6 protein-coding genes and 1 tRNA gene are annotated in these 15,565 nt (G+C 60.3%); 6 read left to right on the top strand and 1 reads right to left on the bottom strand.

The genetic code is table 11. The features are described 5' to 3' along the window. Window positions 1–132: 132 nt before the first annotated feature. Both OHL19_RS13720 and OHL19_RS13715 read left to right on the top strand, forming a co-directional pair. On the top strand, window positions 133–1,338 hold the full coding sequence (locus tag OHL19_RS13720) for an ATP-grasp domain-containing protein (RefSeq protein WP_263358266.1): 1,206 nt from the start codon (window positions 133–135) through the stop codon (window positions 1,336–1,338). 89 nt (window positions 1,339–1,427) lie between these two features. Continuing rightward, window positions 1,428–2,453, top strand: coding sequence for a UDP-glucose--hexose-1-phosphate uridylyltransferase (locus tag OHL19_RS13715; protein ID WP_263358265.1), 1,026 nt, complete (start codon window positions 1,428–1,430; stop codon window positions 2,451–2,453). Window positions 2,454–2,586: 133 nt separating this feature from the next. Here OHL19_RS13715 and OHL19_RS13710 read toward each other — a convergent pair. Further along, window positions 2,587–2,662 (bottom strand) — tRNA-Lys (locus OHL19_RS13710). Between the two features lie 405 nt (window positions 2,663–3,067). Here OHL19_RS13710 and bcsQ point away from each other — a divergent pair. Genes bcsQ through OHL19_RS13690 form a run of 4 tightly spaced genes read left to right on the top strand, consistent with a single transcriptional unit; the run spans window position 3,068 to window position 15,478 of the window. After that, entirely contained in the window at window positions 3,068–4,858 is a 1,791-nt protein-coding gene (gene bcsQ, locus OHL19_RS13705) for a cellulose biosynthesis protein BcsQ (RefSeq protein ID WP_263358264.1), read from the top strand. After that, window positions 4,855–9,267 (top strand): UDP-forming cellulose synthase catalytic subunit, encoded by a 4,413-nt coding sequence (gene bcsA / locus OHL19_RS13700; RefSeq protein ID WP_263358263.1) that lies wholly within the window; start codon window positions 4,855–4,857, stop codon window positions 9,265–9,267. The genes bcsQ and bcsA overlap by 4 nt, the downstream gene beginning before the upstream one ends. Window positions 9,268–9,296: 29 nt before the next feature. Further along, window positions 9,297–10,451, top strand: a complete 1,155-nt coding sequence (gene bcsZ, locus OHL19_RS13695) for a cellulose synthase complex periplasmic endoglucanase BcsZ (protein ID WP_263358262.1) — start codon at window positions 9,297–9,299, stop codon at window positions 10,449–10,451. Beyond that, window positions 10,448–15,478, top strand: coding sequence for a cellulose synthase subunit BcsC-related outer membrane protein (locus OHL19_RS13690; RefSeq protein ID WP_263358261.1), 5,031 nt, complete (start codon window positions 10,448–10,450; stop codon window positions 15,476–15,478). The genes bcsZ and OHL19_RS13690 overlap by 4 nt, the downstream gene beginning before the upstream one ends. Window positions 15,479–15,565: the final 87 nt, after the last annotated feature.

The following is a 15,565-nucleotide window of genomic DNA, read 5'->3' as shown; positions in this document are numbered from 1 at the left end:
AACTTCCAGAACCGCCACCGATTATGCAGTTAAGCCTTCACGCCCACTATGGTAGAACTATCCACATTCGGGCGACATCCATCCCGCGCAGATGCAGGCCACAAGATTCGACCCCTTCAGGAGAAAGAAAGCATGCCTCAAAGCAGCCAGCGGTTCCTGTGTGTTACCAGCTACGAGAAGGGCCATGACTTCCTGCGCCAGCTCGCCGAACTCGGCGTCCAACCCACGCTGCTCACCATGGACAAATTCGCGAATTCTCCCTGGCCCCGGGACATCCTCGAAGAACTCGTCACCATGCCCGCCGGGCTCTCCAACGAACAGATCATCAACACCGTCACATGGATGGCTCGCGGCCGCAAATTCGACCGTCTCATTGCTCTCGACGAGTTCGACATGGAAGTCATCTCCCAGCTTCGCGAACACATGCGTATTCCCGGCATGGGCACCACCGCCATCGCCTTCTATCGAGACAAGCTGGCCATGCGTACCGCTGCCCGCGACGCCGGATTCCTCGTTCCCGAATTTGTCCGCGTCCTCAACTATGACGAGCTGCGCGAATACATGAGCCGAGTGCCGGCTCCCTGGCTCCTCAAGCCGCGTTCCGAAGCCTCAGCCCTCGGTATCCGGAAAATCCAGCAGCCCGAAGACCTCTGGCGCGCTCTCGACGAACTAGGCGACCGCCAAAGCTACTTCCTCATGGAGCAATTCGTTCCCGGCGACATCTTCCACGTTGACTCCGTCATCAGTGAAGGCAAGGTAGTTTTCTCATCCGTCCATCAATACGGCCGTCCACCCATGCAGGTCATGCACGAGGGCGGAGTCTTCACCACCCGCACCGTCAACCGCCTCAGCCGCGACTGGCAGGACCTCACGGCCCTCAACGCCAGGCTCGCGCCCGCTCTCGGCATGCAGCGCGGCGTCACCCACGGCGAATACATCAAGGCCCATGCCGACGGTCGCTTCTATTTCCTCGAAATCGCCGCCCGCGTCGGTGGTGCCTTCATCGCCGATCTCGTCGAACACTCCACCGGCGTCAACCTCTGGCGCGAATGGGCCAAACTCGAAGTAGCCAACTTGCGCGCCGAAACCTACATTCCGCCCCCAACGCGCGAAGAATACGCCGGCAGCGTCCTCTGTCTCGCCAAAGAAGACAACCCCGACACCTCAGCCTTCGACGCACCAGAGATCGTCTATCGCATGAAAAAGCACCACCACGCCGGTCTCATCGTCCGCTCCGGCAACCCGGATCGCGTCCAGCAGCTCCTCGAAGAGTACAGCCACGCCTTCATGAACCAGTTCCTCGCCTCCATGCCCCCACCCGCCCGTCCAACCGCCTGACGCCTCATGTCCCAGTCTGGAGTGAAACCAGCAGGCCCGACGGTGTAAAGTCCTACTGAAGCTGAAAGAACGAAAAGGAAAGCAACGAGATGGAAAAGCAGTGGCAATACCCGCACCGGCGTTGGAACCCGCTCCGGAAATCCTGGGTCATGGTCTCCCCGCATCGCACCCAGCGTCCCTGGCAGGGGGAAGTCAGCAAAACCACCCCGCCAGCCAGCATTAGCTACGACCCCGAGTGCTACCTCTGCCCCGGCAACACGCGTGCGAATGGGGAAGTGAATCCGGCGTATCCGAAAGTATTTTCATTTGTAAACGATTACTCCGCAGTCCTTCCCAACCCTCCAGCAGTCGTCGATCAATCTCCATCGCCTCTGCTTGTCGCCGAACCAGTACAGGGCATCTGCAAGGTCCTCTGCTTCCACCCCGACCACAGCCTCACGCTCGCAAAGATGCAGCGTGCCGACATCCGTCTGGTCATCGACGCTTGGGCCGCGGAGACAGAAGAGTTCGCCGCCCAAAAAGAGATCAACAACATCCAGATCTTCGAAAATCGCGGCTCCATGATGGGCGCCAGTAACCCGCATCCCCATTGCCAGATCTGGGCAACCAGCCACATCCCCGACGAACCAGCCCTCGAAACCGAAGCCCAGGCTGCCTACCTCGCCGAACACGGAACCTGCCTCCTCTGCGACTACCTCGCCGCCGAGCGCGCCAGTGGCGACCGTATCATCGTTGAGAACGATCACTTCACCGCCTTGGTCCCCTGGTGGGCAACCTGGCCGTTTGAAGCCATGATCCTCTCGCGCCGTCACTGCGGCCTCTTTCCCGAACTCGACACCAGTGAACGCGATGGTCTCGCCGACATCCTCAAACGTCTCACCAGCCGCTACGACAGCCTCTTCGACGTCAGTTTCCCCTACACCATGGGCTTCCATCAGTCCCCGGTAGACACCCCCGACCATCCCGAATGGCACTTCCACGCCCACTTCTATCCGCCGCTGCTGCGCTCCGCCACCGTCCGTAAATTCATGGTCGGCTTCGAAATGCTAGGCATGCCCCAGCGCGACATCACCCCCGAAGATGCCGCCGCCCGCCTGCGCGCCGCAAGCGAATAGCTGCCCGCCATCTTCACAGAACCAGAAACGTAGAGCCAGAAACTATGAGCGGTTTCCGTTAGGAAACCGCTCATAGCAATCCCGCTGTTTAGATTGAATTGTCAGTTGTGAAAAGGATGGCGGCCCGGGAGTGTGGTGAGCACGCTGGGAATCGAACCCAGGACCCACGCATTAAAAGTGCGTTGCTCTACCAACTGAGCTACGTGCTCCCAAAGGCCTTCCAATACCAAGGTAGCACAGACTTGCGATTCCAGTCCGCACAACTCCTCAGGGAAGCCCATGCAACTGCTCCGTTTTGTGCCATATATCTTTGCCGGGCATCACACTTGCTATGTCAAACACGGCAAGTCGATGCTACTGTACAGCATAAAATTCCCCGTGTAACTCGACAGCCCTGGAGCCATGCATTGCTCGGTAACAAGAAAGTAGTACCTCGGTAACCAGAGGCAGTGTTATTGTTTGGCTATTAGGCTACTTTTTAGTCTGTAAACTACGGCTAGTTCTGCGCAGGTAACATCTCTTTCGGTTTTGCGAAAACCAGGTAGCAGGTCCATTAACTCAGGACTGCGAAGTACCGAAGCAATAAGCGTAGCAACGGAGAGTTGCAGGTGGGTATGACCGATCAGAAACCGCAGGCCGAACCAAACGAAACACCCGAAGATGTGGCAACCCTGTATTCGTGGGCTAATCTGCACGGAGCTAAATATCGGGATTTCACCGCTTCCCGAGCCCTTGCCCGTGAAGAAGCCCGCCTCCGCGTAGAAGAAGCTCTAGCCGCCGAAAAGCGTCGCCAGCAGGAAGAAGCTGAGCGTCTCGCGCAGGAAGAAGCCCAGCTGGCTACCCGCCTCGCCGCCGAAGCAGCCGAAGCCGCACGTCAGGCCGAAGCCGACCGCCTCGCCGAAATAGCACGCCAAGCCGAAGTCGAACGCCAGGCTGTTCTCGCAGCCCAGGAAGCGCAGCGCCAGTCCGTCCAGCAACGTGCCTGGCAGCCGCCACCGCCCGAAGCCTATCAAGGCAGCTTCGAATCCATCGCTCCCGGCACATTGCAGCATCCCTTCGCGCCCTCCTACCTGGACAGGGAAGCACCTCGGACCGCCGTTTCCAATGCCGCCGTTCCCAATCCCATAGTTCCCAATCTGACGCAGTTCCCGCAATCGCCTCTCGCGGCATATCAATCCCCCAATCCGCCGCAAAGCGCACGGCTGGTGCAGGTGCAGGATCAAGCTCAAGCTCAGGCTCAAACTCAGCCCCCAGATACATTCGCTCCGCCATCCTACAACTCGCAATATCCGGATCAGGCGCCGCCCTCAAACCGGCAGCAAGCCGAGCAACGCGAATCGCTCTCCCAGCCTGCATGGCTCGCCCCCGCTTCCGCGAGCCCAGTTCTTCCAAACCAGCTTCGTTCGAACCAGCCCCCGTACAGCGAACACCAGACCCAGGGCAATCAACCCTCAGGCCGCTTCACCCAACCCGCATCCCAAGTCCCGGGCCTCGTCGATGACACACTTCTCGGCTCCCGCGAACGCATGACCAATCGCTGGTTCGCCCTCAAGAACATCTTCGACCCCAGCGCCGCGCCCGCCGAACCAGCTCCCATTCATCCACCCGCCCGCGTGCCTGTTCTAGCCGTCTTCTCGCTCGCCGGAGGTGTCGGTAAAACCAGCCTCGTAGCCTCGCTCAGCCGTGCCCTCTCTTCACGCGGAGAGCGCATCCTCGTCGTCGACACAGCCGCCTTCGGCCTTCTGCCATTTTTCTTCGGAGCACGTGACCAGCGTCCCGGTGCCCTGCGTACCTTCAATCCGCCGACCGCCAGCGCAGACGCTCCCATCCAGCTCATAACACTCGATCCCGACGCACCAGCTTCCGAAAGCGCTACTCCAGATAAGAATCAGGACACACCTCAAGATCAAACACGTCAGGATTGGATGCTCAGCGAAGTAGCCCGCTACTCCCGTGGTGCCAATCGCATCCTCATCGACCTGCCCACAGCCTCCGGATCGACAACCCGCCGCATCCTGCGTATGTCGCCCGTCGTCCTCGTCCCCGTCGTTCCCGACATGAGTTCCGTAGTCAGCGTCGGGGCCATTGAAGCCTTCTTTCGTCACAGCGCAGGCTCAGGCCGTCCCATCTTGCCCTACTATCTCCTGAACCAGTTCGACTACTCCCTGCCATTGCACCTCGACGTGCGTGAAATCCTTCGCGAACAGATCGGCGATCGCCTGCTTCCATTCGCCCTGCGCCGCAGCCCCGCCGTCAGCGAAGCCCTCGCCGAAGGAATGACCGTCATGGATTACGCCCCCAATGCCAACATTGCCGAGGACTACACCAATCTCGCTGGCTGGGTGAGAAGTCTGTCTGCCCCTGCCGCCGAAAATCCTCGCGGCGTGCGCTGGAGCGAACGATGACGGTATCTCAAATCTGGCACGATATCGGTGCCGGTGAGACATTCCTGACCCGGCTATTGCGATTCATCTTCCTTGTGATCGCGCTGGTCATGTTCTATTTCTTCGCCACGCTGCCGCTCACCTGGCCGCAGCAAGCCGTATGCGGACTGCTCACACTGCTCATGGGCCTCACCCTGGCCCGCACATCAGACTCCTACCTCATCACGCTCACCCTGATGATCCTCTCGCTCTTCGCGACCTTTCGTTACGGATACTGGCGTCTATCCATGACCGTCGATTTCTTCCGCGACCCCGGCAATCACTGGGGAGCGCTCGACGCCTTCTTCATCCTCTCGCTGATCTTCGCTGAAGGCTACGCCTTCATCATCCTCTTCCTCGGCTTCTTTCAGACCATATGGCCATTGCGTCGCGCACCCATCCCTCTACCTGAGATGACCGAAGATTGGCCGCACGTCGACATCCTCGTACCCACATACAACGAACCCCTCGAAGTAGTCCGCTACACCGCACTAGGCGCACTCAACATCGACTGGCCCACCGACAAACTCCACGTCTACATCCTCGATGACGGACGCCGCAAAGAGTTTGAGCAATTCGCCTTTGAAGCTGGCGTCGGATACAAGATTCGCAACGGCAACTTCCACGCCAAGGCCGGCAACATCAACACAGCCCTCAAGTCGCTGGACTCACCCTACGTCGTTATCTTCGACTGCGACCACGTGCCCACGCGCAGCTTTCTGCAGATGACTATCGGCTGGTTCCTCCGCGACCGCAATCTGGCCATGCTGCAAACGCCGCATCACTTCTATTCCCCCGATCCCTTCGAACGAAACCTCGGCCAGTTCCGCACCATCCCCAACGAGAACGAACTCTTCTACGGCATCGTGCAGGACGGCAACGATTTCTGGAACGCCACCTTCTTCTGCGGCTCCTGCGCCGTCCTCCGCCGCACCGCACTTGACCAGATCGGCGGCATCGCCGTCGAAACCGTCACCGAAGACGCGCACACCTCGCTGCGCATGCAATCGAACGGCTGGAACACCGCCTACATCAACATTCCCCAAGCCGCCGGCCTCGCCACAGAACGTCTCTCCGCACACGTAGGACAGCGTATCCGCTGGGCTCGCGGCATGATTCAGATTCTGCGTACAGACAACCCTCTTTTCGCTCCCAGGCTTAGTCTCGCCCAGCGCCTCTGCTACTTCAACGCCATGGCGCACTTCCTGTATGCGTTGCCGCGTCTGATCTTCCTCACCGCGCCGCTCATCTATCTCCTGCTCTCGCACACCAATGTGCCCGGCTACTGGGCCGCCATTCTCGCCTACGCTCTGCCGCATCTCACACTCTCGAACATCACCAACTCACGCATCCAGGGCCAGCATCGCCATTCCTTCTGGAACGAAATCTACGAGACTGTTCTCTCGCCCTACATCCTCTTGCCAACCCTCATGGCGCTCATCAATCCCAAGCTGGGTAAATTCAATGTCACGGCCAAGGGAGGCATCGTCAAGCGCAGCTTCTTCGATGTCCGCATTGCGCAGCCATTTCTCGTGCTTCTCTTCTTCAACTTCATGGGCCTGCTCGTTGCCATCCCGCGCTTCTTCATCTGGGATAGAGATCGCCCCGGCACCGTCATCATGAACGCGATCTGGTGCTTCCTTAACATCGTCATACTCGGCGTCTGCTCCGCCGTCTCTCGTGAAATGCGTCAGCTTCGCGGCCACGTTCGCGTCAAGGTCGTCACCTCGGCCATACTCAAGCTCGCAGACGGCCGCTCAGTCAAAGGCGAAACCATCGACCTCTCCAGCGGAGGCACCGCCATCCGCCTGGTGGAACCAATCGAAGCCATACCCGGCGAACTAGCCAGGCTATCCTTCCCACTTTCCTCCGTGGAAGGAGATCTGCCCGTCACCATCGTTTCCAGCGATCTCATGAGCATTCGTGTCAGCTTCAACGAGCTCTCCATCTCAGAGCAGGAGCTGCTCACCATGATCTTGTACTCTCGCGCCGACACCTGGCTGGGCTGGGGTGAAAGCCGCGAAATAGATCGGCCAATGAAGAGCCTGGCGCGCATTTTCTATATCTCGATGCAAGGCCTCAAGATGACATTCACCAGCCTCTTCTTCAAGGAAAAGCCCGCCGCCAAAGCCAAGGGAGTTTCCGCCGCCCGCGTCGCTCAAATTCTCGTGCTCTTCCTTACGTCTCTTGTCCTGCTCACCTCTGGCAGCAAAGCCCTTCATGCGCAAACCAGCATGGGCTACGAAACACGTCAGGCCATCGCCAAAGCCGGACCACCAGCCCCCGGCCAGTTTCACGATGTCTTTTCGCTGGCCGAAACAGGCGCCTCGCCGATCGAAATGCGTGGCATCGACAGCCAGCACTCCACCTTTTTCACGCTCAACCAGACGCACGTAGTCAAGACAGCGAAGATTCACATCTACTACGCGTTTTCCCCCAGCCTGCTGCAGCAGTTGAGCCACATCCAACTCATGCTCAACGGCACACTCTTCGCCACACTCCCCGTCCCGCCGGGCGAAAACTCCACCACCGGCAGCAAAGTAGAAGAAGCGGATATCTCTATCCCCGCCGAACTGCTGGTGCGCAAAAACGTCCTCACCATCGAGTTCATCGGCCACTATGTCATGGTCTGCGAAGACCCATCCAACACCACGTTGTGGGCGCGCGTAGGCACCGGCACGTATCTCGATTTCTCCGGCGACATTCTCCCGCTCACCGACGACCTCAAGCAATTGCCGCTCCCATTTCTCGACACCGAGGTCGTGGATGCACCGAAGATCCCCGTAGTCTTCGCTTCCACGCCTTCCTCCAGAGCAATCCAGGCCGCTGGCGTAGTCACTTCCTACTTCGGTATGGAGTCGGAAAATCGCCCCGTCCGCTTCCCGACCTACCTCGGTCAAATCCCCGCAGGCAACGCCGTCCTCATCGCCGAAAATCCCGCCAGCCTCCCCGGAGGTCTCAACCTCGGCAATATCGTGGGCCCCACCGTCGCCATGCGCGCCAATCCCTCCGATCCCTACAGCAAAATCCTCATCATCACCGGTCAGGACGCGGATCAGACCCTCATTGCCGCACAAGCCGTAGCCCTCCACTCCAATTTCATCCAGGGATCCATCGCGTCGATCGACAACCTTAAGTTGCCCGAGTCCCCGGCAGCCGACGCAGCTCCCCGCTGGGCGCGTACCGATCAAACCATAGCTCTCTGGGACTACGCCAATGCCCAGGAACTCCAGGGCGACGGCTCAGCTCCCGTCAACGTCTACTTCCGCATTCCCCCTGACATCTTCTACGGAGAGAAGCCCAACTCCCTGCTGAAGATGGTCTATCGCTACAACCCCATGCCGATCGGCCCTATCTCCAGCATCCAGGTTCGTGTCAACAACGCCTTCCTCGGCTCGCTGCCGCTCATCCCCGGCTCGGAACCATCGCGTGTCATGAAAGCCGACATCCCCGTTCCAGTCGTGAATCTGAGGCCTTTCTCGAACTCGCTTTCCTTCGACTTCACCTTCCAGTTGCTCAAAAAAGGTGGATGCACCGATACCACTCCCATCAACATGCAGGGAGCAATCCTGCGCGATACGTATCTCGATCTGCGCGGCTATCCGCACTACGCCCCGCTGCCCAATCTTGAGATCTTCGCTAACGCCGGTTTCCCCTTCACCTACCACGCCGACCTCAGCGAAACCACCGTCGTCCTGCCCTCGCTACCCACTCCGCAGGAAATCGAAATGTTCCTCACCCTCATGGGACATTTCGGACGCCAGACCGGCCTTCCCGTCTTCCGCGTCACCGTCGCCGGTTCCGACGCCATGAAGCCCGGAGCAGCCACCGACTTCCTCGTCCTGGGCACCGGTGACGATCAGCCCGGCTTCGACAAACTCACCGCCAACCTGCCCGTAAACGTGCGCGGCGGCCAGGTGCAGGTCAGGGATACAGCAGGCTTCTTCTCTCTTCCGCATCGCGCCTGGTGGAAGATCCAGCCCCGCGAACACAACGAGTCCGGCGACCTCACCACCTCTGGCACTCCGGACTCAGTCATCGAAGGCATAGAGTCGCCCTTCTCATCCGGACGCAGCGTAGTCGTCATCAACGTCAAAGACTCCGCCACCTATGACCAGTTCCTCACCACGTTCCTGAAAATTCAGCAGTCCAGCGACATCAACGGCAGCGTGTCCGTCTTGCACGGCTCGCTCTTCCAATCCTTCCGCATCGGCAGCAATGTCTATCACGTCGGCGTTCTGCCTTGGTGGACACGCATGACACTGTGGTTCATGCAGGTACCGTGGCTGGCTGCCGTCGGGGCATTGGTTCTCGCTTTCCTTGTCGCAGTCTGGGTACGCATCTGGCTCCGCGCCCATGCTCGCAAGCGACTGCATTTGGAAGACAACTAATGCTGCAACTGAAACGAAGGATCTCCCTCATGATCGGAATTGGAAGCTTGCTGGCGGTGCTAGGAGTCGCTACCGCCCCGGCCCGCGCCCAGAATTCCGACCATGCCAAACTCTGGCAGGCCTACTGCAGCCACTTCATCAGCGCCGACGGACGCGTCATCGATCCCCAGGGCGAAGACCGCACCACCTCCGAAGGTCAGAGCTACGCGCTCTTCTTTGCTCTCGTCAACGACGACCGAGCCCGCTTCGACAAAGTATTCGAGTGGACGCAAAGCAACCTCGCCGCCGGGGACATCGCCACCCATCTCCCCGCATGGACATGGGGCCGCGCCAAAGATGGCGAGTGGGGCATCCTCGATCCCAACTCAGCCTCCGACTCCGATCTCTGGATCGCCTACGATCTCGTCGAAGCCGGCCGCCTCTGGAAAGATCCACACTACTTCTCGCTAGGCCGCAAGCTCGCCACCCTCATCAGCCATCGCGAAGTAGCCAACCTTCCCGGCTTTGGCCCCGCGCTGCTGCCCGCAGCCGTCAACTTCAAGTTTCCCAAAGCATGGGTACTGAATCCCAGCTATACCCCTGTATTCCTCCTCGATCGCCTCGCGAAAGCAGATCCGGCAAGCCAATTCGCCGACGTAGCCGCCGAGATTCCCACCCTCCTCGAACGCAGCGCCCGTAACGGCTTTGCCATGGACTGGGTCAGCTACACACCCGGCAGCGGCTTCACTCCCTCGCTCGCCAATAACCACACTGGCCCACAGGCTACCGGCAGCTATGACGCTATCCGCGTCTATCTCTGGGCAGGAATGCTCGCCGATTCCAGCCCCGCCAAAGCCCGCATTCTGAACGCACTGCCCGGCATGAACACCTATCTCCAAAACCACACTGCACCGCCCGAGAAGATCAGCAATCAGGGCATACCTCTCGGACAGGACGGCCCGGTCGGATTTTCTGCCGCTCTGTTGCCCTATTTGCAGAGCCTTTCAAGCCAGCCCGCACTTGCCCAACAGTTGGTGCGCTTCAAATCGCAACTCGATGAAAAATCAAATCTGTACGGCGCAGGTTACGGATCTGGCCCTGCATATTACGATCAGAATCTAGCTCTCTTCGCCACCGGCTGGATGGAGAAGCGCTTTCAGTTTGGAAGCAGCGGAGAACTGTTAGTACGATGGACGCGCGAATGACGAGTAAAAAGCCCCAAAACGGTTGGAGTTGGATATTTCTTTCCGCAATTGCTCTCAGCATGTGCCTCCCGGCCATCACGGTCCAGGCGCAAAAGGAGAGCGACGCAGAAAAGACCCTGATCGACAAGGCCAAGGCTCTGGAGGCTCGCGGACGTCCCGACATCGCCGTCCAGGTCTGGCAGCAGATTCTCCTTTCCGATCCCAACAACGCCCTGGCCCTTGAAGGCGTAGCCCGCGACTATCGCCTCAGCGGCAACTCCAGCGCCTCCGACCAGGCACTCGACAAACTGCGCCGTATCAACCCCAGCGATCCCAACATCGGCAGAATTCAAGGCCTCACCAGCGACAAGACCCGCGATCAACGTCTCAGTCAGGCTGGCTCCTACGCCAAAGCCGGCAACCCTGACGCAGCCATGAAGATCTACCGCGAGTATTACGGAGATCATCCCCCCGACGGCGACATCGCCCTCGCCTATTACGAAACCCTCTACGCCACGCCCAGCGGTAAAACCGAGGCGCTCAATGCCATGCGCGCCGCCGCCGCCCGCAATCCCGGAGACCCGCGCTTCATCGTCACCCTCGGCCGCATGCTCACCTACGATCCACGCACCCGCGCCGAAGGCATCAGGATTCTTCATGAACACGCCGAAGATTCCGATGCGCAAAACTCGCTGCGCCAGGCCCTCATCTGGGACTCCGCCAACCCCACCTCCGCCGCTGAGCTGCGCGAATACCTCCGCACTCACCCCAAGGATTCCGAGCTCGAATCCCGCCTCAAGGAAAACGAAGGTAAGCTGGCCGAGATGAACTCAGGCATCGCCCGCACTCCCGCCGAGAGAGCTGCCTTCGCCGCATTGAACGCCCATCACCTGCAGGACGCCGAAGCTCGCTTCAAAGTCATGCTCGACGCCAACGAAAAGGACGCCCGAGCCGCCGCAGGCATGGGCTTCCTCCGCATGCAGCAAAGCAACTTCGGCGGAGCCATCAGCTACCTCGTCCAGGCCGAGCAGAATGGCTTCCGTGACCGCTCCGTCGTCGAGGGTCTTGCCACCTCCCGCTTCTGGTTCACCATGGGCGAAGCCTCAGCCGCCTTCGACGCCAACCAGCTCGATGCCGCTGCCGACAAGTACAAAGAAGCCCTGACCATGCGCCCGCGCAGCCCCGAAGCACTCAACGGTCTCGCCGGCGTCTACACCAAAAATGAACAGTTCCCTGAAGCCATCGGTGTCTATCAGCAGATCCTGAAAATTCAACCTGCCTCCACCGATGCATGGCGCGGACTCTTCCTCGGTTACGCCCGCGCCAATCAAAACACGCAGGCGCTCACCGTAATGGCCCGCTTTCCCGTTCGGGTTAAAACCGCCCTCAATCGCGATCCGGATTTCCTCCGCACCCTGGCCGTCATCTATCAGGCCGACGGTCGCGACGCCGACGCGCAGCGCGTCCTCGCCCAGGCCCTAGCCCTGCCATTCCCCGACAACGGAGCCAACCTCAAAACCGGCACCCGCCTCCAGTACGCAGGCATTCTAATGGCCGCCAAACGCTATGACCAGGCCGCCGAACTCTACAAGCAGATCCTCAACGACGGCACCGACAGCCTTCCCGCATGGATGGGCCTCGTCACCGCCGACCACCAACTCGGTCAGGACCGCGACGCCATCGACCTCGTAGAAAAGATGCCGCCGGCCACCTATGAAGCCTCGCTCTCCGATCCCGGCTTCCTTTCCATGCTCGGTTCCATGTATCAACAGTCGAACCAATTCGAGATAGCCCAGGGTCTGCTCGAACGTTCCGCCAAAATTCAAATGCAGTCCAGCGGACAGCCCTCGCTCTCGCTCCAGATTCAGTTGGCCTCAATCTACCTTTTGCGCAACAACACAGCGCAAGCCTACGGCCTCTATCGCCAGATATTGCAAACCCATCCCGACAACCTCGACGCCTGGCGCGGCCTGATCGGCACCCTGCAAGTCACCAATCGCAACACCGAGGCCCTCCAGCAAATCCAGCTCATCCCCCCCGCCGTGCGCAAGCAACTCGAAGCCGATGTCCAGTTCGAGCAGAGTGAAGCCAGCCTCTACGCTGCCGCCGGAGACACCGTGAACTCCTTTGCCCTCTTCAACCGCATTCAGAAGCACTACGCTACCCTGCATCAACAGCCTCCCGCCGACGTAGATATCCAGAGCGCCTACCTCCTCTACAACACCAAAAACGATCGCGCCCTCTATCCGGCCCTCATGAATCTCGGCGCTCGCCAGGACCTCACCACCGCCCAGCGCGAAACCATCCAGGGCCTATGGGCTAACTGGAGCGTCCGCCGCTCAGCTACCGCCTTCGCCGCAGGCAACACCGCCCGCGCCATCGATATCCTCGACGCCGCAGCGCAAGCCTTTCCCGATAATCTCACCGTCCGCAAAGCCGTCGCCGGAGGTTATCTCACCGCAGGCAAAAGCAGGGAAGCGCTCGCCATCTTCAAAGAGATCGACATGCAGAACGCCAGCGCCGGTGACTTCCAGGGAGCCATCGGCTCAGCCCTCGCGGCCAGCGATAAAGCTCAGGCCGAAATCTGGCTCCGTCAGGCCCTCGATCGCTTTCCCCGCGACCCCGCCATCCTCGGCCTCGCAGCCCGTTTCGAACAGGCCCGCGGAGATAACGCCCGAGCCGCCGACTACTGGCGCGCCTCGCTCGCCGTCATGCCCCAGGTCTCGCCCACCGACAAGCTGGCCCACGAACTCGTCAACCCCGAGCAGGAAAAGTCCAGCCCCCACGCCGCCACCCCGCGCGACCTCGCTCACCTGCTCAATCCAGACGAAGAACCCACGCCGCGTGGCGCCAGGGACCTGCCCCCGCTACCCAGCTACGGCCGCGATCCCTATGATGGCTCAGCCCCCGTCGTACTGACTCAGCAGACCCCAAACCAGACCCCCGGCACCACGCCGGTCTACGCTGTTCCCACCACGACCACCACACCGCTGCCCGCCTCCGACACTATCCCGTCCGGCAACGCCAGTTCGCAGCCCAGCACCCAGCAAGCCTCACCCACCCATAAAAAGAGCGCAGCCAGCGCCACCAACTACTCCGGACGCATGCACCCGCCCGCTGCCAATCCCATCACCCCCGCTCCAATTCAAGCCCCAACCCCAACCTATTCCCTACCCCAACGCCCATCGCAACCAGTGCAGCCCTATCTAGTCCCGCAAAACTATCAACCATCCACGCAGCCCCAAAATACCCAGCCCAATCTGCGCATCACCTCGCAGCCCATGAACCCCACTGCAGCACGTGCGCAAGCCATGCTGGCCGACCAGACCGATGGCCAACTCACCCAGGGCCTTTCGATCCGTTATCTCTCGAACGCAACAACCGGCCCCGACGGACTGAACGCCCTGCAGCAAATCTCATCTCCAAACGCCGCTTACAGTAACGCCCAATACACGCCATCCGCACAGGACGCAGCCGCCGGAGCCTACTCCGCTCAGAAGCAGGGCCAGCAACCAACAGCCCCTCAGCCCGTACAACCGGCAATCCAGCAACCCGCAAAACCGCTTCCTTCGCTGAACTCTTCGCAGAATGCCAAACCCGTCCGCCGACGCCGCAGGGCAAAACCAGCCACCACCCAGTCCGTGCCCACCCTGGTCACAGCTCCGGGCGAAACCCCAGCTCCCCAACAGTCGATCACCGACGGCCAACTCCCAGCGAGCCAGCCCACGACGACGACCGGCCTCTCCGATCAGGAACTCCAAAATCGCAATCTGCCTCCCCTGCGCGGCCCCTGGGTTCGCACTGCCCGCGAGCCAAAGATCATCAGCCCCCGCGAAGAAGCAGAAACGCAGCTCCGCACCATCGAGGGTGGCTACAGCGCCTGGCTGGGCGGTACCGGAATCATCAACCACCGCACCGGCGTCCTCGGTTACGAGTCTCTGACCGCTCTCGAAGCTCCATTTGAAGCATCCGTCCCGCTCAGCACCAAGGCCCGCTTAACCATCATCGCCAAGCCCGTATTTCTGGACTCAGGCCAGGCCGACGGCACCGCCGTGATCCAACTTACCTCCGGCGCCGGTCCTGAGCCATTCGGCACCGAAAGCGGAGCCGTAGCCACCGCCACACCGCCCGCACAGCAGAATGCAGCCGGTCTTGCCGCCGAAGGCCAACTCTCCCTCGGCAACCTCGCTCTCGCAGCCGGAATCACTCCCCAGGGCTTTCTCGTCCGAAACTTCACCGGTCGCGCCAACTGGCGTCCCGGCGGCGGCCCATTCACCTTCATCTTCAATCGTGACTCCATCAAAGACACGCAGCTCTCCTACGCAGGTTTGCGCGATCCTGGCTCCGCCTCCGCCTTCTTCCCCGGCAACGTCTGGGGCGGAGTAATCGCCAACCAGGGCAACGTGCAATACGCGCGCGGCGACCTATCCTCCGGCTTTTATGTAGGCGCAGGCGGCCAGTACATCACCGGCTTTCACGTTCAGAACAACACGCGTTTCGACGGCTCCATGGGTGCATACTGGCGCGTCTATGCCAACCCCGAATACGGCACCCTCAATATCGGCGGTAACTTCTTCGCCATGCACTACAGCAACAACGTCCAGGCCTTCACCTACGGCATGGGAGGATACTTCAGTCCCCAGGCATACTTCCTCGCCAACGTGCCTCTGACGTGGACCGGCCACTACCTGACCCGCTGGCACTACACCATCCTCGGTAGCATCGGTATTCAGGCATTCCAGCAGGATTCAGTGGCCCTCTATCCGCTCGATAAGTCCATCGAGGTCTCTCAGAACAACCCATTCCTCGCCGCCAAAACCAGCGTAGGCTCCAACTACGATTTGCGCGGCCAGGTAGCCTATGGCATCAGCGATCACTGGTTCGTAGGCGGCTTCGCAGGAGCGAACAACTCCCGCGACTACACCAGCGTCGGAGCAGGCTTCTCCATTCGCTATCTCTTCCGCTCCCAGCCTTCAACAGTCGCCGGACCCACCGGCCTTTTCCAGGTCGACGACCAGCACCCGCTACGTCCGCTCATGGTTCCCTGAGCCTTATTTGTCGACCACGGATCTGTTCCTGAAACCAAAAATGCGGTGAACGCCAATAGCGCTCACCGCATAAAAATCAACCGAGTG

Source organism: Acidicapsa ligni (assembly GCF_025685655.1).
In the GTDB taxonomy this organism is placed as follows: Bacteria; Acidobacteriota; Terriglobia; order Terriglobales; family Acidobacteriaceae; genus Acidicapsa; species Acidicapsa ligni.
Note: the sequence above shows the minus strand (reverse complement) of the source record. Positions and strands in the feature narration are given on the sequence as shown.

Coding starts and splice junctions, on each gene's coding strand:
- OHL19_RS13720 (WP_263358266.1), top strand. CDS start 133: ATGCCTCAAAGCAGCCAGCGGTTCCTGTGTGTTACCAGCTACGAGAAG.
- OHL19_RS13715 (WP_263358265.1), top strand. CDS start 1,428: ATGGAAAAGCAGTGGCAATACCCGCACCGGCGTTGGAACCCGCTCCGG.
- bcsQ (WP_263358264.1), top strand. CDS start 3,068: ATGACCGATCAGAAACCGCAGGCCGAACCAAACGAAACACCCGAAGAT.
- bcsA (WP_263358263.1), top strand. CDS start 4,855: ATGACGGTATCTCAAATCTGGCACGATATCGGTGCCGGTGAGACATTC.
- bcsZ (WP_263358262.1), top strand. CDS start 9,297: ATGATCGGAATTGGAAGCTTGCTGGCGGTGCTAGGAGTCGCTACCGCC.
- OHL19_RS13690 (WP_263358261.1), top strand. CDS start 10,448: ATGACGAGTAAAAAGCCCCAAAACGGTTGGAGTTGGATATTTCTTTCC.